Source organism: Phenylobacterium sp., from assembly GCF_030693625.1.
GTDB classification, from domain to species: domain Bacteria; phylum Pseudomonadota; class Alphaproteobacteria; order Caulobacterales; family Caulobacteraceae; genus Phenylobacterium; species Phenylobacterium ferrooxidans.
Genome location: NZ_JAUYAF010000075.1, coordinates 1 through 20,876 on the forward strand (window position 1 = coordinate 1; position 20,876 = coordinate 20,876).

The window sequence follows — 20,876 nt, forward strand, 5'->3', positions numbered from 1 at the left end:
TCGGCGTCGGGCATGTCGGCTCGATTCGCCGGGGTGTCGAGGATCGAGGGCAACACCGCGTTCACGGTGACGTTGTCGGCCTTGAGTTCCTCGGCCAGCGCCTCGGTCAGGCTGTGCACGCCGGCCTTGGACGCCGCATAAGGCCCCATGCCCACGGACGCCTTCAGGGCGGCGTTGGCCCCGACATTGACGATCCGCCCCGCCGCGCTGCGCCGCAGGTGAGGGAGGGCGGCGCGGCTGGCATTGGCCGCTGTCTGCACATTCATCAGGAACAGCCGATGCCAGCCTTCGGCCAAGCTGTTCTCAAGCGTGTTCCAGCTGAACCCGCCGGCGATGTTCAGCAGGGCGTCGAGTCCGCCGAACCGGCCGGCCACGGCGTCCAGGGCCGCGCCCGCCTGGTTGGCGTCGGTCAGGTCCACGCCGGGAAGCACCAGGACCTCTGCCCCTGACGGAAGGCCCGCCGGCGCCGCCTTGGCGAAATCGATCAGCGCCAGCCGCGCCCCCTGCCCCGCCGCGGCCTTGGCCACGGCGGACCCCAGGACACCGAACGCGCCGGTGATGACAACAACGCGTCCGGTCATGGGATCCTAGAGCCGCTCGACGATGGTGACGTTGGCCATGCCGCCGCCTTCGCACATGGTCTGCAGGCCGTACTTCTTGCCGCGGGCCTTCAGCGCATAGAGCAGGGTGGTCATGAGCTTCGTGCCCGACGCACCCAGGGGGTGACCCAGGGCGATGGCGCCGCCATTGACGTTGATGCGGCTGGGATCGGCCTTCAGCTTCTGAATGAACGCCACCGGCACCGAGGCGAAGGCCTCATTCACCTCAAACAGGTCGATGTCGTCGATGGACATGCCGGCCCGCTTCAGCGCGCGCTCAGTGGCCGGGATCGGGGCTTCCAGCATGATCACCGGGTCATGGCCCAGCAGCGACATGTGGTGGATGCGAGCCAGGGGCGTCAGGCCATGTTCCTTCAGCGCCCGCTCGGAGACCACCATGACGCCCGAGGCGCCGTCGCAGATCTGGCTGGAGGAGGCCGCGGTGATCCGGCCGCCCTCGCGCAGCAGCTTCACGGCCTTGATGCCGTCCAGGCTGGCGTCGAAGCGGATGCCCTCGTCGATATTGTGGACGCTCTTGTTGCCCTCGGCGTCGGTGATCTCGATGGCGCAGATCTCGTTCTTGAACGCCCCGGCCTGGGTCGCGGCGATGGCGCGCTGGTGCGAGGAGTAGCTGAACTCGTCCAGCTCATCCTTGGTCAGGCCGTACTTCTCGGCGATCATCTCGGCGCCGACGAACTGCGAGAACTGGATGTTGGGGTACTGCTCCTGGATGCCTGGGCTCATATAGGTGCCAAAGCCGTTCTGGGCCGGCAGGGCGGCCGAGAGGCCCATGGGCACGCGGGTCATGCTCTCGACGCCCGAGGCGATGACGATGTCCATGGTGCCGCTCATCACGGCCTGGGCCGCGAACTGGAGGGCCTGCTGCGACGAGCCGCACTGGCGATCGACGCTGGTGCCGGGCACGCTCTCGGGCATGCGCGAGGCCAGCACGGCGTTGCGCGCCACGTTCACCGACTGCTCGCCCACCTGCATGACGCAGCCCATGATGACGTCTTCCACCAGGGCCGGATCGGCGCCGGTGCGGTCGAGCAGGTCATTGAGGACGCTCGCGGCCAGATCGACTGGATGCCAGTCCTTCAGTTTGCCGCCCTTGCGGCCGCCGGCCGTGCGTGAGGCCGCGACGATATAGGCTTCGCCCATGGTTCCGCTCCCTTTGGAAATGCGCGTCTCGCGCGTCGAAAGGCACTCTAGGCGGGCGCCGTGAGGTAAGCCAACGGGGCCCGGCGCGGCTTGAGATTACAGCGACCCCGAACTAGGTCACAAGGCGCGAAGGCCAAGCTGCGGAGCGCCACGAATGACCCTGAAGCGCCGCTTCGACTTCCTGGCCCACCTGTTGAAGGCCTCGGTCCGCCAGCACCATCGAGAGATGATCCCGGTCTTCTCGCCGCACATTCCGGCCCAGGCGGTGGTGGTCGATGTCGGCGCCCACGCCGGCCAGTTTTCGAAGCTGTTCGCCCGCATGGCGCCCCAGGGCAGGGTCTACGCCTTCGAGCCGTCGGCCTATGCCCGCTCGATCCTGACCCGGTCCCTGGCCTTCAACCGCGTGTCCAATGTGAAGGTGATCCCCCTGGGCCTGTCGGACACTGCGGCGGAGCTGGTGCTGCGCACGCCGATCAAGGCCAGGGGCGGCCTGGGTTTCGGCATCGCCCACTTCGGCGAGGAGGGGCAGGACACCCGCGACACCATGGATCAGATCGTCCCCCTGACCACCCTGGACGTCTTCGCCGAGCAGGAGGGCCTGACCCGCCTGGATTTCCTGAAGGCCGATGTCGAAGGCTGGGAGGTCAATGTCCTGAAGGGCGGCCTGAAGACCATGGCCAAATTCAAACCCGCCCTCTTCCTGGAAATCTCCGACGCCTCCCTGGCTCGCGCCGGCGCCAGGCCCACCGACATCTGGGACCTCCTGAGGCCTCTGGGCTACCGGGCGCACAAGGGGCCAGACTTCACGGCGGTGGAGGGCTATGCCGGGGTCGAGGACTACCTGTTCGTGGCGGGCTAAACCGGCAACAGGCTCCCCAGCCGCTCGCCGTCCAGCTTGAAGCTGGTGGGCAGCACCCGCGGGTTCGGCTTCTGCAGCTTCAGCGCCTTGGCGCCGCGCGCCACCGCCAACTTGCCCAGCGCGCCGGGGCTGAACCCGTTCTGGATACGCGGACGCCGCGCCCCCAGCCGGCGACGCAGCACGCCGTTGGCGTAGATCACATTGGCCCGCATCAGGGCCTGGGGGGTCATGAATTCAATGGAGAGCGAGACGTTCAGCATCGGACCGTTCTCGATCCGGTGCGGCGCGTTCTGGGCCCAGGTGACCATCTTGCCGGGCGTCAGGTCGTGAACCTCCGCCCCCGCGTCCCAGGCCGGATTGAAGGCGAACTGCTCGGCGGTCTCGCGCAGCACGATCTTCTCCAGCGCCTCGTCGCCCACATAGGGGTCGGCCACCGGATAGACCCAGACCCGCTTGCGCCCGCGCAGCTGCCACAGCGACACCAGGGGCACGTCCAGATGGTAGAAGACCTGGGCGTTGGCCGAGGAGATCAGCATCCCCAGATCCCGTTTGAAGGCGCGAAGGCCCGGCACGTGGGCCGCCTTCTCGGCGAAGATCTCGTCGCCCAGGGCGGCGTACTCCGGCAGGTGCAGGTTGGTCTCCCGCAGGTTCAGCCAGATGCGGCCCGACTGTGCGGCCTCCAGCAGCTTGGACCCCGACAGGGCGCCGGCCGAGCCCCGTCGCCAGGTGGTCCAGGCCACGGGATCCTCGCCCATGGTGAAGACCCCCAGCTTCTCGCGAGGATAGCAGTCCAGCAGCTGCTCCAGGCCCTCGTCGTTGAACATCGGCCGTTCATGGAGGCCGTGCTCGAAGGCCAGGTTCGACCTGGTGAAGGCGGCGCCCTTTTCGGGGGTCCAGTCGGTGATGATGCTCATGTCGGAGCCCTCAGGCCGTAGAAGTGAATCTTGAAGGGACCCCACCACAGGGTCTTACCCAGGCCGCGGGCCGCGCGGTCCAGGGTGAAGGCGAAGCGCGGGCTGCGGACCAGCCATTGCAGGCCCGCCATCAGGCCGTAGACCCCGGCCTGGGCCACGCCGATCGCCATCCAGCGCGCCACGCCTAGGCGGTCGGGCGGGCTGCTGATGGCGCAGTGGGCCGAAGGTCCCTGCCCGTAGGCGAAGGCGCGCGCGATCGTGTAGTCCAGGGTCAGGCGGCTGGGCACGGGGTCTTCCCAGACCCAGGCGTCGGGCGCCCAGCCGAACCGCGCGCCCTTGGCCTGCATGCCGCCGAACAGCAGATCATCCTCGCCCCCGATATGGTTGCGAATGGCCGAGAAGGGCGCCTTGGGGTCGGGCAGGCTGGCGCGGCGGATCAGGCTGTCACCGCAGCCGTAATAGTGGTCGATCACCCCCTCGCGCGGCCCGTCGCCAACCCGGGAGAAGAACCACTCCAGATAGGCGCGATGCTTGGCGACGCCGGCGGGCGCGCGGCCACGCACGGGTCCGAACACCACGTCGGCGTCGTACTTCGCCTGGGCGGCCAGCAGCGCGGCCAGCCATCCGGCGGGGGCCTCCTCGTCGTCGTCCAGGAAGGCGATGAAGTCGCCCTGGGCCTTTGCCATGGCGGCGTTGCGGGCGTTGGCCACCCCGGGTTCGGGCTCGTGCACATAGACCACCGGGAACGGCGCTTCCGCCGCCAGGGTCCGGATCAGCGCCTGAGCCGAGGGAACCTGGTCGTTGTCCACCACCACCAGCTCCAGGGCCGCCGGATCGACGCCGGCCTGGGCGAAGGTCGAGCGCGCAGCCGTGGCCAGTCCGTCCAGGCGCCGCTGGGTGGGAATGATCAGGCTGACGCGCGGCGTGGACATGGGGTCAGACGGCCTCGAACTCGGCCGATTGGCGCCGAGTGCGGGCCGCGATGGCCTGGGCCAGGCCCCGGGCGCGGCCGGTGAACGAGAGCTCGCTGCTGGCGATGATGTCCAATCGGCGGCGCAGCCGGCCCACGGGCCCTTGGCCGTGGGCGCCGGCCAGGCTCCAGGCCTGTTCCGACACCTGGGCCGCGCGGCCGCCGAGGTTGGCGGCCGTAGCGACCCCCTCCCCGATCATCCGGGTGGTCAGCGCATAGGGCCGCTTGTAGTGCTCGTGGCCGGGACCGAGGTCATAGGTGGTCAGGCCCATCTCCGGCATGGCCGCGATGGCCCGGCCCAGGAACACCTGCCCCGGCGACCAGGCGGCCAGCTCCGGATCGGTGGAGGCGATCCAGGGGTGATAGACCCCGCCCTGGCGGACGCCGAAGTGCCCCGCCACCAGCCGGTCGCCGGCATAGAGGTTGACCATCAGGCCCTGGAAGTCGCCCGCCTGGCGCTCGAACAGGGACTGCAGCAAGCCCTGAGTCCAGTCGGCGTTGAGGAAGCCGTGGGCGCCGGTGCGGGCCAGTTGCTCGCGCTTCCAGCGCAGCAGGGTGTCGAAGGCGGCCGGGTCGCGGTCCGCGCCGCGGATCGACAGCTCGCCGACCTCGCGGTCCAGCTTGTGGTCGAGCCGGCGATAGTTCTTGAACCGCTTGGGGCTGGCCGCCCGCAGGGCCTCCAGATAGGCCTCCGCGGTGGTTTCCAGCTCGATCACGAAGCTCTCGCGCTGCACGACGCCGCCGCCTGCGAAGGCGCGGTTCGGATCGGTCAGGCCGGTGAAACGGTAGACCGACAGGCCCGCGACGGCCATCGCCTCGTCGGCGTCCAGGCCCTGCTCGGCCACCAGGCCATGATAGTCGGAAAGCGGCGCGCCGATCGGCCGGGCATAGCTGCCCGGACGCCGGTGATAGGCCAGGAACCCCGCCGTGCGGCCCGGCCAGCGCCAGACCGTGACCCGGGCGTCCGGACGAACCTTGCCCACCGCCAGGGCGAAGTCAGGCCCCATCAGCGGATTGGCGAACTCCGGCCGGCTGGCGCACAGCATGCGCCAGGTGGAGATGTCGGTCTCCGGCAGGTCGTTCGGGTGAAAGGTCTCTGCGCTCAACATTGTCTCAAGCCCTAGCTTGTCCCGGTTAGGGAAAGGTGGACTTGCACGCTGCAATCTACATGCCCTGGCACGTGTGCCATTTCGCGTCAGGGGCGACTGGGCCGGGCCCGCCGACGGGCGCGGCGAAGCGCACGGCGCAGCCGCGCACAAGACGTTGTAATTGCTTATTGTTTTTGAGGCTCAGCCTTACCGAAAGCTTAACCGGCTCTAGCTGAAGGCGGCCTTCAAGATTTTCTCCAGCCAGGCGGCGTCGACGGCGTCGAACGCGGCCAGTTCGGTGGCGTCCACATCGAAGACGGCGATCAGGTTTCCGGCGGGGTCGAACACCGGAACCACCACCTCGCTGGCCGACCTTCCGTCGCAGGCGATATGGCCAGGGAAGGCATGGACGTCGGGCACAAGCTGGGTCTGGCCGGTCGCCGCGGCGGTCCCGCAGACGCCGCGGCCATAGGCGATCCTCAGGCAGCCGAGCGTCCCCTGATAGGGGCCGACCACAAGCTCACGGTCCCGGTCGGGATCGACGACGTAGAAGCCGGTCCAGAAGTAGTGCTCGAAGCTGGCGGCCAGCATGGCGGCGATGGTGGCCATCCGCGCGGTGCGGTTGGGCTCGCCCTCCAGCACGGAGGCGATCTCTTGCGCCACCGTCGCGTAGCGGGCGGCCTTGTCCTCGGGCAGGGTCAGGTCGTTGAAAGCTTCGGCCATGGGAGCCGTATACAGGCTTCTAGCCCACCGCCACCAGACGCCGGGCGCTCTTGCGGGAGACGACGGCCTCCAGGTTCCGGGCGATCCGGTCGGCCTCGACGGGATCCATCTCCACCTGGGCCAGCAGGTTGCGGATGGCGTCGAAGTGGATCTCGATCACCGCCGGGTCGCACGCCTCGGGGCCTCCCATGGCGTCGACATAGGCCAGCATCGACTGAGAGGCGCGCTCGACCGTCCGGTCTCGCACCTGCCGGGCGCGGAAGGTGGTGTGCTGCATGACGCGGTAGATCATCTGCAGGGTGGCGCGATCCACGCCGCCGCGGGCGGTGATCAAGCGGCGCATGGCCTCCAGCTCGACGCTGATGGTCTCGCGGGCGATCTCGCGTTCGACCTCGTCGGCGACCTCCTCGGGGTCGCAGGTGCGGCGCAGGGGGCCGGAATAGTTCAGTTCCACCTTCCGGCGGCGATCGGGGCCGACATAGGCCTCGCTGATGATGAAGGGCCTGGGCTTCGTCAGCACCAGCTGGATCCGCGACAGCAGGGCGGCAGGCGTGAAGGGCTTGATCACGAACTCATTGACCCCGGCCAGGCGCGCGATCTGGACGTCGCGCTCGCTACGCTGGCCGGTGACCATCACCACCGGGACCTCGGGGTTGGGCACCATGGTGTCGGGATAGATGGCGGCGCGCCGGATCGAGCGGACCAGCTCCAGCCCGTCCATCACCGGCATGGACCAGTCGGTGAAGATGATGTGGGGGCAGCGATGGCGCAGCAGCTCGCGTGCGCGATGGCCGTCCGGGGCGGTATAGACCTCCCCCACCCCGCCGGCCCGCAGCACATCGGTGATCAGGCGCAGGGTGTTGGAATGATCGTCCACCACGAGGATCTTCAGGCCCGACAGGTCGTCAGGCTTCATATTCGCACTAGGCAGCAGTCGTTGCGAACTCATCGGCCCCGAAAATCCCCAAACCCTGGCGAACATGATCGGCGAGCGTTGAGATCGGGTTTATGCCGAGCGGGAATGGTCGGGTCGGCGACCCACCTTTCAGGGAATGTGCGCCCCCAGACCCCGTCGCTGTCCCGACGCCCGGCGGTATCCTCATGATTTCGGGCAGTGCACGCCCTCGGGGCCAGGCAGATAGCGGCTCTCGACCTTCTGTGACGTTCGGAATGTCTTCTTTCAGGAGACATCCCTGCCTCAGGCCGCAGCCAATCCGGGTTGGAGCCGTGTGTGCGAGCTTCCTAGCGAGAAATGGGGCGCCATCTATGGGCGGCGCGTCAGGGGCGCTGACTCACCGAGCAGCCCGGGACCAGTCCGGCGCGCTTCAGCCGACCCGGCTCTTCCAATCCAGATAGGTGGGAACAATGCTCACTGCGCTAGGCCCGGACGGCAGCACCCCCTTGCAGGCAGCGTCCATTATCTTATGCAAACGCCGCGGCATGTCGGCTTTGAGTACATAGGTGAGTTCGCCTGGATTACTCAGGTTCTGCGCGCTCTTCCCGCTACTGGCCAGCGCCCAGATCTCAACAGCTTGAAAGCTCTTCTGGCTGCAATCGATGGCATAGGTTGTGATCAAAGCCTCGAGCGGAGATTTGGGCGTGAACTTGGCGGTCCGGACCCTCCCAGATAGCGAGAGGCTCGTGACGTCGATGTGCGTTTCCGACTGTCCGTCTCGATCTAGGAGCCGCCAATCGCCGCCAGGCGAGAGGGCGTGAGCGGTCGATGCGAAACCTACGATCACTGCGACAATCGCGGAGCCTTTAAAAAGCTTACCCACATACCCCTCCATGCCTGGCAGCCCTTTCACTTTGGTCAGCAGGCTGTGGTCGGTCAATATAAACGGTGGTGCTGTTGACGTGATCCAGTCGGCCTATGCCAATGCCCGAAGGTCGAAACCTACCCCGCTGCGTCCGCTTCCTACTCTTAATCTGAAGCAGTCTAGGTACGTTTCATCCCCAAAAGCCGACGGTCTGCTCTCGGCCCAGCGCCAGTGACGACTTTCGACCCTTTGCGACACTCACGGAGCCGAAGAGGGAGGGACCCGAGGCATGTCATCAAACACTGCGCAGCCGTCGGGGTACGCAATCCACGGCATGCCTTGCGCGCAGCGTACTGCAATGGTGGGGACCGGCAGCGTCGGATCGGCGAAGCAGCCTCCCGCAAATCCTGTCTGGCCGGGCCTCCACGCTCCGAAGGAGCGCCAATAGATGGTCGAACCGCACCTTGAGCAAAACCAGCGTTTGCCGAAGCCGTCGAGCACCGCCAGCGGACCTTCCACCCGACTAACCTGTTCATCGTGGAAGTAGACCGACCATCCGAACGGCGCCCCCGTACGCCGTTTGCAATTGTCGCAGCTACAGAGACCGCTGCTGACCGGCTCGCCCTCAACCTCGACTTCGCACGCCTGACACGCACATCGCGCTGTTCGAACCGTCATGGCATTCCCCCTGATTCCGGGAGCCGCCAACATCACGAGGGCGGCAGCGGAAGCCTGATCGTAGCGTCATCCTGCGTCCCCTTCCCACCCCGTTGCGGACATTCCCAGGGTCAGCTTGTCGGTCGTCGCCGCCATGTCAGCGGCGTCGCTGGCCTTCCGTTGGGGGCACACGCCTCGGAGCGCCTTGCGGCGAAGCTGAAGCCGTGACTTTAGGGGCCATGCCCCTCTATCCCGCCACCGCCGCCGACCTGCCCGCCATCGTCGATCTCGTGAACTCCGCCTATCGGGGCGAGACCTCGCGCCAGGGCTGGACCACCGAGGCCGACTATCTGGAGGGCCAGCGCACCGACCTCGCGACCCTCACAAGCGATCTCGCCGAGACCCCAGGCGCCGCCCTTTTCGTCTGGCGCGACGATCCTGACACGCCGCTGCTGGGAACCGTCTGGCTGGAGCCCGCTGAAACCGGTGTCATGTACCTCGGCATGCTCACCGTGCGCCCGGATCTCCAGGCGCGGCGCCTGGGCCGCACCCTGCTGCACGCCGCCGAGGCCGTGGCCGAGGCCAAGGGGGCGCGACGCATCCGCATGACGGTGGTGAACATCCGCGACACCCTGATCGCCTGGTACGCGCGGCGCGGCTACGACCTCACCGGCGAGACGCGGCCCTTTCCCTACGGCGACCGCCGCTTCGGCGATCCGCTGCGGGACGACCTGGCCTTCGTGGTCCTGGAGAAGGTCCTCTAGGCGATCTCGAAGGTCACGGTGGAGCGTCCGAAGTCCAGGGACACCACGGTGAACTCGGCCATCAGGTCCATGCCCAGCACCAGGGCGGGCTTGTCGGCCAGGCCCCAGAGGCCGAACACCGACAGGTCGGCGAACACCACCGGAACATTGCCCATCTGCACGCCGCCCACCCGCAGGAACGGCAGGTAGAGCATGTCGCCGACAAAGGTCTCCCCGGTCACCGAGACCATGGTCACCTTCTCCAGCTTCCCCTCGATCTTCGGGTCCAGCATCTTGCGAAGGGTCGGATTGCCGATGGAGAGCTGGGCCCCGGAATCGATCATGCAGCTGATCGGCTTGGCGCCCATGTCGGCGTCGACGATGGTCAACTGGCCGATGCGTTTGCGGGCCGGCACCACCACGCGCTTCTGAGTGCTGACGTCGCGGCGAGAACTGGTGATGGCGACGTGCTTTTCCGCCATGTTGAGCACCAGGCGTTGGCCGCGCAGCCAGTCCACCGCCAGCAGGCCCTCGATATTGGTGCCCACGAAGGGCAGGACCGGCACCTTCACGCGGCGTTGCGCGCGGCTCCCCACCTGCAGGCGGTCCACCAGCACGCTCTGGCGGGTGCGCCGGCCGACGATGGTGTTGACCACCACCTTGCCCCCATCGGGCAGGGCCAGCCGGGCGGCCAGGGTCGTGGAGATGCAGGAGCGGTTGGCCCCGGTGTCCACCATGAAGTCAAAGGGGCCCAGGCCATTGATCGTCACGGGCACGGTGATGCGGGCGAACGCGTCCTTGCCGCTGGCCACCTGGGTGGGCTCGAGGCTCGCCTGGTCGTCCGGCGTGATCTCCGGGGCCGCCGCGGGCGGCGTCTGGGCGTTCGCCAGACCTCCGCCCAACAGCAGCGTGCCGCCGATCGCGCCGGCCGCCCCGCGTCGGGTCAGCCCGTCGCCCACCGCTAGACCCTTTCCGGGTCAGGTTGACTCAACCTGACCGGACAAAAAGGGTCTATCTCCTTGAAGTTAGAGCATGTCCGGGCGGCGAACCGGTTCCCACTTGCGCCTGACATGCTCTAGGACAGGCCCTTGCTCGGGTTGATCAGGTACTTCTCGCCGGTGGCGCGGCGGTTGTAGCCGGCCATGATCTCAGGGTTCAGGACCTCGGCCAGCGAGATCTCATGGGAATAGTGGCTGGCGAAGGTGGTCTTCAGCTCGTCCAGCACCCGCTGGCGCAGCTTGCCGGCCGCCTCGGCGCCGATCTTCATCAGGAACGGCGTCAGCAGCCAGCCCCCCAGGCCCCAGGACATGCCGAAGGACCGGTTCAGCTCGGTGGGCGAGGTGTTCAGGCCGCCATAGATGTAGACCTGCTTGTAGGTGGTGGAGCCGTAGCGGCTGTAGGTCTTGGCCGTCATGTTGGCGGCGACTTCCATGCCGCTGAGGATCTGGCCGGCCAGCTTGCCGCCGCCGATGGCGTCGAAGGCCAGGGTCGCGCCGGTGGCGGCCAGCGCCTTGATCAGCTCTTCCATGAAGTCCGGCGCGGTGGAGTCCACCACGTACTTGGCGCCGATGTCGGTCAGGATCTTGGCCTGCTCGGGGCTGCGGACGATGTTCACCAGGTCGACGCCGTCCTTGAGGCAGACCTTGTTCAGCATCTGGCCCAGGTTGGAGGCCGCGGCGGTGTGCACCAGGGCCTTGTGGCCCTCCATCCTCATGGTCTCCACCATGCCCAGCGCCGTCAGCGGATTGACGAAGCAGGAGGCGCCGTCGGCGGCGGTGGCGCCGGCCGGCAGCACCAGGACGTCAGCGGCCTTCAGCAGGCGGTACTGGGCGTACATCGCCCCGCCCAGCATGGCGACGGTCTTGCCCAGCAGGTGTTGCGCATTGGCGCCGGCCTTGATCACCTCGCCCGCGCCCTCGTTGCCCACCGGCATGGACTCATCGGCCCGGCCGGCCATGGCGCGCATGAAGTTGGGCTGGATGGGCGCGGTCGTCACCGGCCGGTCGGCCGGGCCCGACATCTTGGCCTGGGCGACATCGATGGGGCCCAGCAGCAGGCCAAGGTCGGAAGGATTGATCGGCGAGGCCTGGACCCGGACCAGGATCTCGTCGGGGCCGGGATCGGGGTGCGAGACCGTGGCCAGGGACAGCTCCAGCTCGCCGCTCGACTTCACCAGGGAGCGCAGCTCCAGCCCTTGAGTTTCGTTGCTCATCTGCGTTTCCATCCCGTGTTGTGGTCTTTTCGCGCCTAAGCGCGTGTGGCCCACACTTAGGGCGCGCAGGCCCCCGTTGCGAGCCCGGCGTGCAAATTCTCAAGCTTGTTACTTGAGATGCTCCCCTCCTGGGGGAGCTGGCGCGAAGCGCCTGAGGGGGACTTTGACCCTTGTTCGTGGACGGTAAGGGTCAACTACGTTGATCCCCCTCCGACCCGCACCTTCGGTGCGCGCCACCTCCCCCACATCGGCGCTACGCGCCTGGGGGAGGATCTAAGCCTCGCGCCGTCGATGCGCTTGCGGCCACGCTTCACCCCCGCCCATCCTCCACCATCATCCGCGCCGCCTTCTCGGCGATCATCATGGTCGGCGAGTTGGTGTTACCGGACGTGATGGTCGGCATCACCGAGGCGTCGGCGATGCGCAAGGCGCGGACGCCGTGCACCCGCAGGCGGGCGTCCACCACCGCGCCGGAGTCGCTCTCCAGGCCCATCTTCGCCGTCCCCACGGGATGGAAGATCGTGGTCCCCAGGGTCCGGGCCGCCGCCAGCAGTTCATCGTCGGATTGCGCCTCGGCCCCGGGTCGGCGCTCCACCGGCGAGAACCGCGCCAGGGGCGGCTGGGCGACGATCTCGCGGACCAGGCGCATGGCGTCCACCGCCACCCGCTCGTCCTCAGCCGTCGAGAGGTAGTTGGGCTGGATCAGCGGGGCCTCACGCGGATCGGCGCTGGCCGCATGGATCGAGCCCCGGCTGGCGGGACGCAGATTACAGACGCTCACCGTGATGGCCGGCGCCACGTGCAGCGCCTCCCCGAACCGCTCCAGCGACAGCGGCTGGACGTGGAACTGCAGGTTGGGCGTCGCCTGCTCGGGGGAGGACCTGGCGAAGGCGCCCAGCTGCGACGGCGCCATCGACATCGGCCCCTTGCGGAACAGGGCGTACTCCGCCGCCATCAATGGCCGCCGCCACCAGGAGGCATAGAGCTCGTTCATGGTGGGGACGCCGGTGACGCCGTAATAGGGCCGGATCTGCAGGTGGTCCTGCAGGTTTTCCCCCACTCCGGGCAGGTGCCGCGCGGTCTCTACGCCCAGCACTGAAAGCCGGCCGCCATCGCCGATCCCCGACAGCTCCAGGATCTGGGGCGTCCCCACCGCGCCCGCGGCCAGCACCACCTCGCCGTCGGCGCGCGCCTCGAAGGCCTCGCCCCCTTGCGTCCAGGCCACCCCCACCGCGCGGCCCTCCTCGATGATCACCCGGCTGACCTGGGCCCCGGTCACCAGCTTCAGGTTCGGCCGGGTCAGCACGGGCTTGAGAAACCCCCGGGCCGCGCTCCAGCGCCGCCCGGCCTTCTGGTTCACCTGGAAATAGCCGACGCCCTCATTGTCGCCGCCGTTGAAGTCCGCCACCACCGGGATGCCCACCGTTTCGGCGGCGGCCGAGAAGGCGTCCAGCACGCCCCAGCGCATGCGCGGGTGCTCCACCCGCCACTCGCCACCGCTGCGGTGGTGGTCGCCGACCGGGGCGATGTGGTCCTCCTGGGCCAGGAACAGCGGCAGGACATCGTCCCAGCCCCAGCCCGCCAGTCCCCTCTGCCGCCAACCGTCATAGTCGGCGGCCTGGCCGCGCATGTAGATCATGGCGTTGATGGCCGAGGACCCGCCGATCACCTTGCCGCGCGGATAGGCCAGCTTGCGGCCCGCCAGACCCGGAATGGCCTGGGTCTCGAACATCCAGTCGGCGCGCGGATTGCCGATGGAGAACAGGTAGCCCACCGGGATGTGGAACCAGATCCAGTCGTCCTTGCCCCCGGCCTCCAGCACCAGGACCCGCGTTTTCGGATCGGCCGACAGCCGGTTGGCCAGCACGCAGCCGGCCGAACCGCCGCCGACGATGATGTAATCGAACCGCTCCATCTAGGCGCTAGTCGTAGTTCATGAAGGCGCGGGCCTGGCGGTCGGCGATCCGCGCGGCGCGGAAGGTCAGCTCCGGCAGGGTCGCCTGGATCAGCCGGAAGCAGGGCTCCACGGCGTGCTGCGTGGTGCAGACCAGCTTGGTGCCGCCGCCCATCAGCGGTCCCGAGCGCGGGATCACCGCCACGGGATAGAGGTTGGGCGCCTGGCGCAGGCTGTCGATGATCCCCTCGGTCACGTCCGGGAACCAGTCGTGCAGGTAGTCGTCGATCACCACGACGGCGCCGTCCACCAGGAAGCTCGCGGCCAGCTGGATGTCGTTGAACACCGCCTCATAGGCGTGGTCGCCATCGATGTGGACAAAGCGCGCCGGCGCCTCCAGCAGCGCCGCCCAGCCGGCGCGATCGATGGTGCGCGAGTCGGCCTTGGCGAAACGGACATTGGCCACCGTCTCGGGGGCAACCACCCGGTTCAGGTGCTCCACCAGGACCTGGGCGATGTCGCCCTCGAAGACGTCGACGCCCACCAGCTTGTCCTCGCCGGCCGCCAGCGCCATGCCGACAAAGGTCTTGCCGTAATAGGTGCCGATCTCGGCCAGCGAGCCCCGCAGGCCCGCCTGCAGTTGCCATGACAGCAGGGTGGAGAAGACCCGCGCCGACCGGGGCGAGATGAACCCGGCCACGCTCTCCATGCCGCCGCCGGCCGCGAACCACGCCTCGTGATCAGCCATGCCCCATCCTCTGAGTCGCCATGACCCGCGCCTTGAGCGATACGGTTTGGCGTCGGTGGTGACAATGCGCGACAGGGAGCGGCCATGCGAGAGACCCGACCCAGCCCAACCATCGCCCCCGGCGCGCGGCGGCCCGGCATGACCTTCATCCCCGGCGGGGCCTTCCGCATGGGTTCGGACCATCACTATGCCGAGGAGGCGCCCGCCCGCGACGCCCACGTGGGCGGGTTCTGGATCGACACCGGCCCGGTCACCAACCGCCAGTTCGCCCGCTTCGTCCGCGAAACCGGCTGGACCACCTTCGCCGAGAACGCGCCTGAGCCGGCCGACTATCCCGGCGCGCCCCCCGAGGCCCTGGTGGCCGGCTCCCTGGTCTTCACCCCGCCCACCGGCCCCGTGCCCTTGGACGACCCCGGCGGCTGGTGGCGCTATGTGGCCGGCGCCGACTGGCGCCACCCGTTGGGACCCGAGAGCGGCCTTGCCGGGCTCTGGGAACATCCCGTCGTCCATGTCGCCTGGACCGACGTCGAGGCCTATGCCGCCTGGGCCGGCGCCGACCTGCCCACCGAAGCCGAGTGGGAGTTCGCCGCCCGCGGCGGTGGGGCGGACACCGAGTTCGCCTGGGGCGACGAGCTCAGCCCCAAGGGCAGGCTCATGGCCAACACCTGGCAGGGCCCGTTCCCCCATCAGAGCCTCAAGCCGAACGGCCGGTTCCGGACCTCCAAGGTCGGGAGCTTCCCGCCGAACGGCTACGGCCTCGCCGACATGATCGGCAATGTCTGGGAGTGGACGCGTGACACCTGGACGGTCACATGTCGGCCAATGTCGGCCTGCTGCGCGGACCCGGCGGAGAGCTTCGATCCCGACGCTCCCACCATACCCCGCAAGGTTTTGAAGGGTGGCTCCCACCTCTGCACCCCCTCCTATTGTCGGCGCTATCGGCCAGCCGCGCGGCATGCTCAGAGCATCGACAGCTCCACCTCCCACGTCGGCTTCCGCTGCGTGGTCAGGCCCTGAACACCCGCGTCCCGAGGCCCTCCGCCCAGGGCGATCTCTCACCGCGCCCAGACGGCCCTCGCGCATGCCTGCGGACGCCCGACAAGTTACGGCACAATCACCAATGTTTCTCGCCAGCGTGACCTAACCGAATCCGTGGCCTCCTAGAGCTGCCCTCCTCATCGGAGGGGTCAACATGAAATCTCGGAACAGTCATCGCGAGATCGCGCTCTGCGGCGCGGCGCTATCGGTACTCGTCATCACACTCGCCGGTGTATCGCCGGCGCTGGCGGCGGAGGCGGCGGCGGACGCTGCGGACGCCGGCGAGGTTTCGGAATTGGTGGTCACCGCCCCGATCCGCGAAAGCCTTGAGAAGTCCCTGGCCATCCAGAAGGAAGCCGACAACGTCGTCAACGTCATCGCCGCCGACACCATCGGCCGCTTCCCCGACGCCACGGCCGCCGGCGCCCTGGCGCGCCTCCCGGGCATCGGCGTCCAGCGCGACCAGGGCCAGGAGCGCTACATCCAGATCCGCGGTGCGCCCACACGCTGGACCACCGTCGCCCTCGACGGCATCAACGTCCTGGGCGCCGAGGACCGCATCTTCCGCTTCGACTCCGTGCCGGCGGCCCAGATCAGCCAAGTGGTGCTCAACAAGACCCTGCTGCCGGACATGCCGGCGGAATCCCTGGCCGGCCGGGTGAACATCGAGACCTTCTCGCCCATGAGCATGCCGGGCTTCCACGGCACGTTCGACGCTGGCGGCGGCTTCGTCGATCTGGGCGACGGACCGGTGAAACAGTATTCCGGCCGCCTGTCCTGGGCCAACGACACCTGGGGCTTCAGCCTCATCGGCTCGCACTATTCGTTCGAACAACAGACCGACAATTCCGAGCCCCGGTTCGACGCGACCGGCATCACCCAGCTGCGGATCACCAAATACATCATCACCCGGCAGACTGAATCCTACTCTGCGAAGGTCGAGTACGCTCCGAACGACGACAATCGGTTCACGTTCAGCCACCTGAAGACCGAGTTCAACGACTTCGAGGAGCGCAACCAGTACCGCTTCCAGTACAGCAACGCCTTCTCCGGAACGCGCAACTTCCAGACCGCCGACCTGGTCGGCGTGCCGCTGGACGCCTCGTTCGAGGACGGGATCTATTCCAACGGTGTGTGGTTCACCGTGCTGCACGGCGAGCACAAGCTCTCCGACTGGAACATCGACTGGAATCTCGCCCACACCTCCACCGAGTTCAACACCCTGACGCCCACCACCACCCAGCAGACCTCGACGGCCCTGGGGCGCCCGACGGCGGCCAACGCCCTGCTGCTGCCCTCCATGCACCTCCAGGTGAACGCCATCCCCGGTGGCGTCCCGTTCACCACCCTCCACGACACGGTCAGCGTCGGTGGGGTTCTGACCCGCGGGCCGCAGCGGACATCTTTGAACCAGCTCAGCCTCACCGAGGAGTTCGCCAGCGAATTCAGCTCGCGGCTGGAGACCGAGGCCGTCACCGCCAAGTTCGACATCAACCGGGACTGGACCAGCTTCGGCGCCGAAGCCACCTTCAGCGCCGGCTTCCAGTATGACGACCGAAGCCAAGACAACCAGAGCGTCGCTCTGGTGCGGGCGGACGGAACGGTGGCCTCCAACAACCGCTCCGGCTTCAACCTGCGCAACGTGGCCACTCAGCTCGGCCTGCCGTGGAACCCGGCGGCCTATTTGACGCCCAACGCCTGGGACACCAACTTCAACTTCGGCTTCACTGCCAACTACATCCACAACCCCGCCTGGGCCCATCAGCAGCAGGTGCTGATGGCCGCGGCGCGGGCGGCCAATAAGGCCGGCACGGGCAATTACGCGGTCTATGACTTCGATCCGCGCTCGGGCAATACCGTGGACGAGACTGTGGCCTCCGCCTACGCCATGAACCGGTGGAAGTGGGACCGCCACACCCTGATCGCCGGTCTCCGCGCCGAACGCACCGAGGTGTCCACCGAGGGCCTGGCCATCGCCGGGGCGGCGCTGGTTCCCCTCACCTTCACCACCGAAGAAACCCACGTCTTCCCCAGCCTGCACTACACCTTCGACTACGCCGACGATGTGAAGCTGAGGGCGGCCTTCATCAGCGGCGCGGCGCGGCCTAGCCTTGCCGACATGCGCGCCTCGGTGTCGGTCAATGACACGACGCAGACCATCAGCGGCGGCAACCCCTTCCTGAAGCCGGAGACCGCTTACGGGGTCGACCTCTCGGCCGAATGGTACTTCGCCCCGGCCTCCCTGCTGGCGGTCAGCGCCTATCACCGCGAGATCAAGGACGTGCTGTTCGACGCCTCCACCCCGGTGGTCGACAACAGCTATGACTTCGGCGGCGTCAGCCGCAACGGCTACACGTTCGACACCACCCTGAACGGGGGCAACGGTCACCTCAGCGGCGTCGAATTCGTCTACTATCAGCCCTGGACCTTCCTGCCGGGCTGGACCTCGGGCTTCGGCTTCCAGGGCAGCCTGGCCCTCACCAAGGGCGAGTTCGAGACCCCGGACGGCGCGACGGTGGAGTTCCCCGGCACGTCGGACCGGATCATCGGCGCCACCCTGTTCTACGAGAAATACGGTCTTTCGACCCGCCTCACCTACCAGTACCGCACCGACTGGCTGGACGAGGTGTTCCCCAGCGGCAGCGCGGCCAACTCCAACCTCTACTGGGATGAGACCACCCGTCTGGACCTGTCGGTCCGCTACCAGGTCAACGACACCCTGTCGCTGTTCATGGACGCCAACAACCTGACCAACGAGCTTGGCGTCCGCTACCAGGGCCAGGAAATCCGGCCCTACGAAGTCGAAAGCTTCGGTCGCAAGTTCCTCTTCGGCGTCCGCGCCAGCTTCTAATCCCCACGGCCGGGCGCCCTCCGCGGCGTCCGGCTGAAGACTTCGCGCTCCCGCATCCCAGTGCGGGAGCGTTTTTCTTTGGGTCAGGCCAGATCCAGTCCGACGGCGGCGTGGTCGCTGGGATACCAGCCCTCGGCGTCGGGGGTGTCGAGACCGCGGCCAGCGGCGACCTCGCGCCAGGGCCCCAGCCGGTACAGCACGCAGTGGTCGATCGCCGACAGGCCCACCGGGCCCTCGCCGATCCGCGCGCCCTGCAGGGCGCCGGGGCGCGGATTCAGCCCATCGGCGCCGCGCAGGTGAGTCAGGTGCAGGTTGAGGATGCGCAGCGGCCGGCCCTCGACCTCCAGGTCCAGGCGCTGGGCGATGCGCTCGCCGTCGGCGGCATGGCTGGCCAGGTCGAGGCGGTCGGCGACGCCCTGTGTGCGGGCCAGGATCGCCAGGCCCGAGGTACTGTCGAGGTCGCGGCCTTGGTGCCTGCGGACCTTGCGTCGAGCTGACGCCTCGTGAGCCACGAGTCCCAGTTCCGCCGCCAGCCCGCCGGCGGTGTCGAAACCTTCCGCGGCGAAGCACTCCTGCAGGCAGACGACGTCAGGCGCCATTTCCCGCAATCCGTCGCCCATCAGCTGCAGGCGGCGGAGGTAGAGGCCCTCATTCTTCCAGGTGTTGAGGGTGACGATGCGCACGAGGCGTCAGGCGGCGCGCTGCCCCTCGACCCAGACGCCGCGCACGACCGGCAGGCCACCGCGGGTGTTGACCCGCACCAGGTCGGCGCGCGCGCCGCTCGTGATGGTCCCGCGATCGGTGAGCTGGGCCGCGCGGGCCGGGGCCTCGGTCACGACCGCGACGGCCCGGGCCAGACTCCAGCCGAAAGGCGCGGCCGTCAGGGCGAAGGCGCACTCGATCAGGCTGCGCGGCACATAGTCGGAGGCGAAGGCGTCCAGCAGGCCGGCGTCGGCCAGTTCAGAAGCCGGGACGTTGCCCGAATAGGAGCCGCCCCGCATCAGGTTGGGTCCGCCCATCACCACCACCATGCCGCGCTCCTTGGCGCGCCGGGCGGCCTCGATGGTCACGGGGAATTCCGAGACGGTGGCGCCCAGGTCGGCGGCCTCGTCGACGTGCTCGACGTCTTCGTCATCGTGGCTGGCCAGGGGTATGCCCCGCGACTTGGCCAGGTCGGCCACCAGGCGGCGGTTGTTGGCGGCGTTGCGGCCCTGACGATCGCGGATGCCGGCCAGGCGCTCGTCGATGTCCTGGGCGGACATGCCGTTGGCGCTCCAGTTGGCCAGGTGCTTCTCGATGTTGCGGTACTGCCGCTGCCCCGGCGTGTGGTCCATCAGGGAGAACAGCGAGGTCAGGGGATGGCTCGCCAACTGCTCCAGCCGCGCCGGAAGGTCATCGGCCGGGGTTTCGCAGCGCCAGTGTAGGCGATGATCGGCCTTCAGCATGCCGGCGTCGCGGGCGGCCAGCAGGCCGTTGGCCAGCCGGGGCAGATTGTCGTGGTTGCGCGCTACCGACGGATTGAACGTGCCGATGCTCAGGCTGTCGAACACCGTGGTCACCCCCACCGACAGGCAGCAGCCGTCATGGGTCACCGCCGCCGAGATGGGGTTCCAGTCGATGTTGGGCCGGGGAAAGAAGTGCTTTTCCAGATTGTCGGTGTGCAGGTCGATCACGCCCGGCATCAGGACGTCGCCCGCGAGGTCCTCCCCCACAGAGCCGCTGCGGTCCACCGCGACGATCTTGCCGTCACGCACCAGGACCGAGCCCAGGAACGAGTCGTCGGCAGTGACGACCTGGGCGTTTTTGAACGCGAACTCCACGGCGGTTCCTTTCAATCTGCGGATCAAGGCCGCTCTGGGTCTGGGAAGTCGATCACCACCTCGGTCGTGGAGCGGGAAATCCCGTACTCCAGGGGCCTGCCGAGGCCGTCGATGTTGAGGTAGCGGTGCACCAGCAGCGGGACGTGCCGCGGGATGCGCAGCTGCTCGGCCTCCTCGACCGTGGGCAGCCGGGCTGAAATGGCGGTGCGCCGGCGGGTGTAGTCGGGGATGCCGGAATCGATCAGCGTCTGGGTGATCGATCCCCGCGCCCGGTACATGTCGATGAAGGTGGGAAACCGGTCGTGGCTGAAGTGGTGCTGGCTGATGCCGGTGGGCTCATCGTCGATGAACCGGCAGCGCTCCAGATAGATGATGGGCTGGCCCGGGCGCAGGCCCAACTGCGCCGCGGCCTTGGCGTCCGCCGCCCGGGTCATCAGCTTGAGGGTCTCGGTGCGCGGGATCCGTCCCCGTTCGCGGACGTGGTCGGAGAACCGCGGACGCCGCTGAAGCTGCATGGGGGTCGAGGGCCGCCGGACATAGCTGCCCCGCCCCTGGGTGGACTCCACGATCCCCTTGTCCTGCAGGTCGGACAGCGCCCGGCGGACCGTATGGCGGTTGACCATGAACTCCCGCGAGAGCTCGAACTCCGTCGGCAACTTGTCGCCGGGCGTCAGCTCGCGCGCCAGGATCCGGCGTTCCAGGGATTGTGAGATCGTGCGCCAAAGGGCCATGGCAACCTTCGTATCACTCGCCCTTATCAGTCTTGCGACATCAATCTAGACAAGTTCTATTGACGTCAAAGAACCTTCATCATTGGTTTGTTGCCGGAAGACCTTCGC

Annotated in this window: 20 protein-coding genes; 4 read left to right on the plus strand and 16 right to left on the minus strand. The window is 68.0% G+C overall.

Annotated features, from left to right (window positions below):
• On the minus strand, positions 1 to 581 hold a 581-nt coding region (locus Q8N10_RS17455; RefSeq protein ID WP_305663963.1), incomplete at its 3' end, for an SDR family NAD(P)-dependent oxidoreductase.
• Positions 582 to 587: 6 nt separating this feature from the next.
• Entirely contained in the window at positions 588 to 1,760 is a 1,173-nt protein-coding gene (locus Q8N10_RS17460) for an acetyl-CoA C-acetyltransferase (RefSeq protein ID WP_305663964.1), read from the minus strand.
• A gap of 154 nt (positions 1,761 to 1,914) precedes the next feature.
• Here Q8N10_RS17460 and Q8N10_RS17465 point away from each other — a divergent pair, with 154 nt between their 5' ends.
• On the plus strand, positions 1,915 to 2,619 hold the full coding sequence (locus Q8N10_RS17465) for an FkbM family methyltransferase (protein ID WP_304775066.1): 705 nt from the start codon (positions 1,915 to 1,917) through the stop codon (positions 2,617 to 2,619).
• On the opposite strand, the gene Q8N10_RS17470 is transcribed toward Q8N10_RS17465, so the two are convergent.
• The 7 genes from Q8N10_RS17470 to Q8N10_RS21085 all read right to left on the minus strand — a co-directional run bounded on the left by Q8N10_RS17470 (position 2,616) and on the right by Q8N10_RS21085 (position 8,785).
• The gene (locus Q8N10_RS17470) at positions 2,616 to 3,533 is read right to left on the minus strand and encodes a hypothetical protein (protein WP_370690166.1); all 918 of its coding nucleotides are present in this window, start codon (positions 3,531 to 3,533) and stop codon (positions 2,616 to 2,618) included. The genes Q8N10_RS17465 and Q8N10_RS17470 overlap by 4 nt on opposite strands.
• Positions 3,530 to 4,465: a glycosyltransferase family 2 protein gene (locus Q8N10_RS17475; RefSeq protein ID WP_304775061.1), complete on the minus strand. Its 936-nt coding sequence runs from the start codon at positions 4,463 to 4,465 to the stop codon at positions 3,530 to 3,532. The genes Q8N10_RS17470 and Q8N10_RS17475 overlap by 4 nt, the downstream gene beginning before the upstream one ends.
• A 4-nt stretch (positions 4,466 to 4,469) precedes the next feature.
• Positions 4,470 to 5,612: a GNAT family N-acetyltransferase gene (locus Q8N10_RS17480; protein WP_304775059.1), complete on the minus strand. Its 1,143-nt coding sequence runs from the start codon at positions 5,610 to 5,612 to the stop codon at positions 4,470 to 4,472.
• Positions 5,613 to 5,819: 207 nt separating this feature from the next.
• Positions 5,820 to 6,314 (minus strand): GAF domain-containing protein, encoded by a 495-nt coding sequence (locus Q8N10_RS17485; protein WP_304775057.1) that lies wholly within the window; start codon positions 6,312 to 6,314, stop codon positions 5,820 to 5,822.
• A gap of 19 nt (positions 6,315 to 6,333) precedes the next feature.
• A complete protein-coding gene (locus Q8N10_RS17490) occupies positions 6,334 to 7,263 on the minus strand; it encodes a response regulator (RefSeq protein ID WP_304775054.1) in 930 nt (309 codons plus the stop codon).
• 376 nt (positions 7,264 to 7,639) lie between these two features.
• The gene (locus Q8N10_RS17495) at positions 7,640 to 8,149 is read right to left on the minus strand and encodes a hypothetical protein (RefSeq protein ID WP_304775051.1); all 510 of its coding nucleotides are present in this window, start codon (positions 8,147 to 8,149) and stop codon (positions 7,640 to 7,642) included.
• 183 nt (positions 8,150 to 8,332) lie between these two features.
• Positions 8,333 to 8,785, minus strand: a complete 453-nt coding sequence (locus Q8N10_RS21085; protein ID WP_371133900.1) for a GFA family protein — start codon at positions 8,783 to 8,785, stop codon at positions 8,333 to 8,335.
• A gap of 185 nt (positions 8,786 to 8,970) precedes the next feature.
• Here Q8N10_RS21085 and Q8N10_RS17500 point away from each other — a divergent pair, with 185 nt between their 5' ends.
• Positions 8,971 to 9,495: a GNAT family N-acetyltransferase gene (locus Q8N10_RS17500; RefSeq protein ID WP_304775049.1), complete on the plus strand. Its 525-nt coding sequence runs from the start codon at positions 8,971 to 8,973 to the stop codon at positions 9,493 to 9,495.
• Here Q8N10_RS17500 and Q8N10_RS17505 read toward each other — a convergent pair.
• From Q8N10_RS17505 to Q8N10_RS17520, 4 genes are all read right to left on the minus strand, one after another.
• The gene (locus Q8N10_RS17505; protein ID WP_304775046.1) at positions 9,492 to 10,433 is read right to left on the minus strand and encodes a retroviral-like aspartic protease family protein; all 942 of its coding nucleotides are present in this window, start codon (positions 10,431 to 10,433) and stop codon (positions 9,492 to 9,494) included. The two genes, Q8N10_RS17500 and Q8N10_RS17505, sit on opposite strands and share 4 nt — an antisense overlap.
• A 116-nt stretch (positions 10,434 to 10,549) precedes the next feature.
• Positions 10,550 to 11,686 (minus strand): zinc-binding dehydrogenase, encoded by a 1,137-nt coding sequence (locus tag Q8N10_RS17510; RefSeq protein WP_304775044.1) that lies wholly within the window; start codon positions 11,684 to 11,686, stop codon positions 10,550 to 10,552.
• 310 nt (positions 11,687 to 11,996) lie between these two features.
• On the minus strand, positions 11,997 to 13,601 hold the full coding sequence (locus tag Q8N10_RS17515; protein WP_305663965.1) for a GMC family oxidoreductase: 1,605 nt from the start codon (positions 13,599 to 13,601) through the stop codon (positions 11,997 to 11,999).
• Between the two features lie 7 nt (positions 13,602 to 13,608).
• Positions 13,609 to 14,328, minus strand: coding sequence for a class I SAM-dependent methyltransferase (locus Q8N10_RS17520; RefSeq protein WP_304775037.1), 720 nt, complete (start codon positions 14,326 to 14,328; stop codon positions 13,609 to 13,611).
• An 84-nt stretch (positions 14,329 to 14,412) separates the two neighbouring features.
• Between Q8N10_RS17520 and Q8N10_RS17525 the strand changes: the two genes are divergently transcribed.
• Entirely contained in the window at positions 14,413 to 15,345 is a 933-nt protein-coding gene (locus Q8N10_RS17525; RefSeq protein WP_304775035.1) for a formylglycine-generating enzyme family protein, read from the plus strand.
• A gap of 175 nt (positions 15,346 to 15,520) precedes the next feature.
• Entirely contained in the window at positions 15,521 to 18,217 is a 2,697-nt protein-coding gene (locus tag Q8N10_RS17530) for a TonB-dependent receptor (protein ID WP_304775033.1), read from the plus strand.
• Between the two features lie 83 nt (positions 18,218 to 18,300).
• On the opposite strand, the gene Q8N10_RS17535 is transcribed toward Q8N10_RS17530, so the two are convergent.
• The 3 genes from Q8N10_RS17535 to phnF are packed head-to-tail and all read right to left on the minus strand — an operon-like array spanning position 18,301 to position 20,768.
• Positions 18,301 to 18,900: a hypothetical protein gene (locus tag Q8N10_RS17535; protein WP_304775032.1), complete on the minus strand. Its 600-nt coding sequence runs from the start codon at positions 18,898 to 18,900 to the stop codon at positions 18,301 to 18,303.
• A 6-nt stretch (positions 18,901 to 18,906) separates the two neighbouring features.
• Positions 18,907 to 20,052, minus strand: a complete 1,146-nt coding sequence (locus tag Q8N10_RS17540) for an alpha-D-ribose 1-methylphosphonate 5-triphosphate diphosphatase (protein ID WP_305663966.1) — start codon at positions 20,050 to 20,052, stop codon at positions 18,907 to 18,909.
• An 8-nt stretch (positions 20,053 to 20,060) separates the two neighbouring features.
• Positions 20,061 to 20,768, minus strand: a complete 708-nt coding sequence (gene phnF, locus Q8N10_RS17545) for a phosphonate metabolism transcriptional regulator PhnF (protein ID WP_304775028.1) — start codon at positions 20,766 to 20,768, stop codon at positions 20,061 to 20,063.
• Positions 20,769 to 20,876: the final 108 nt, after the last annotated feature.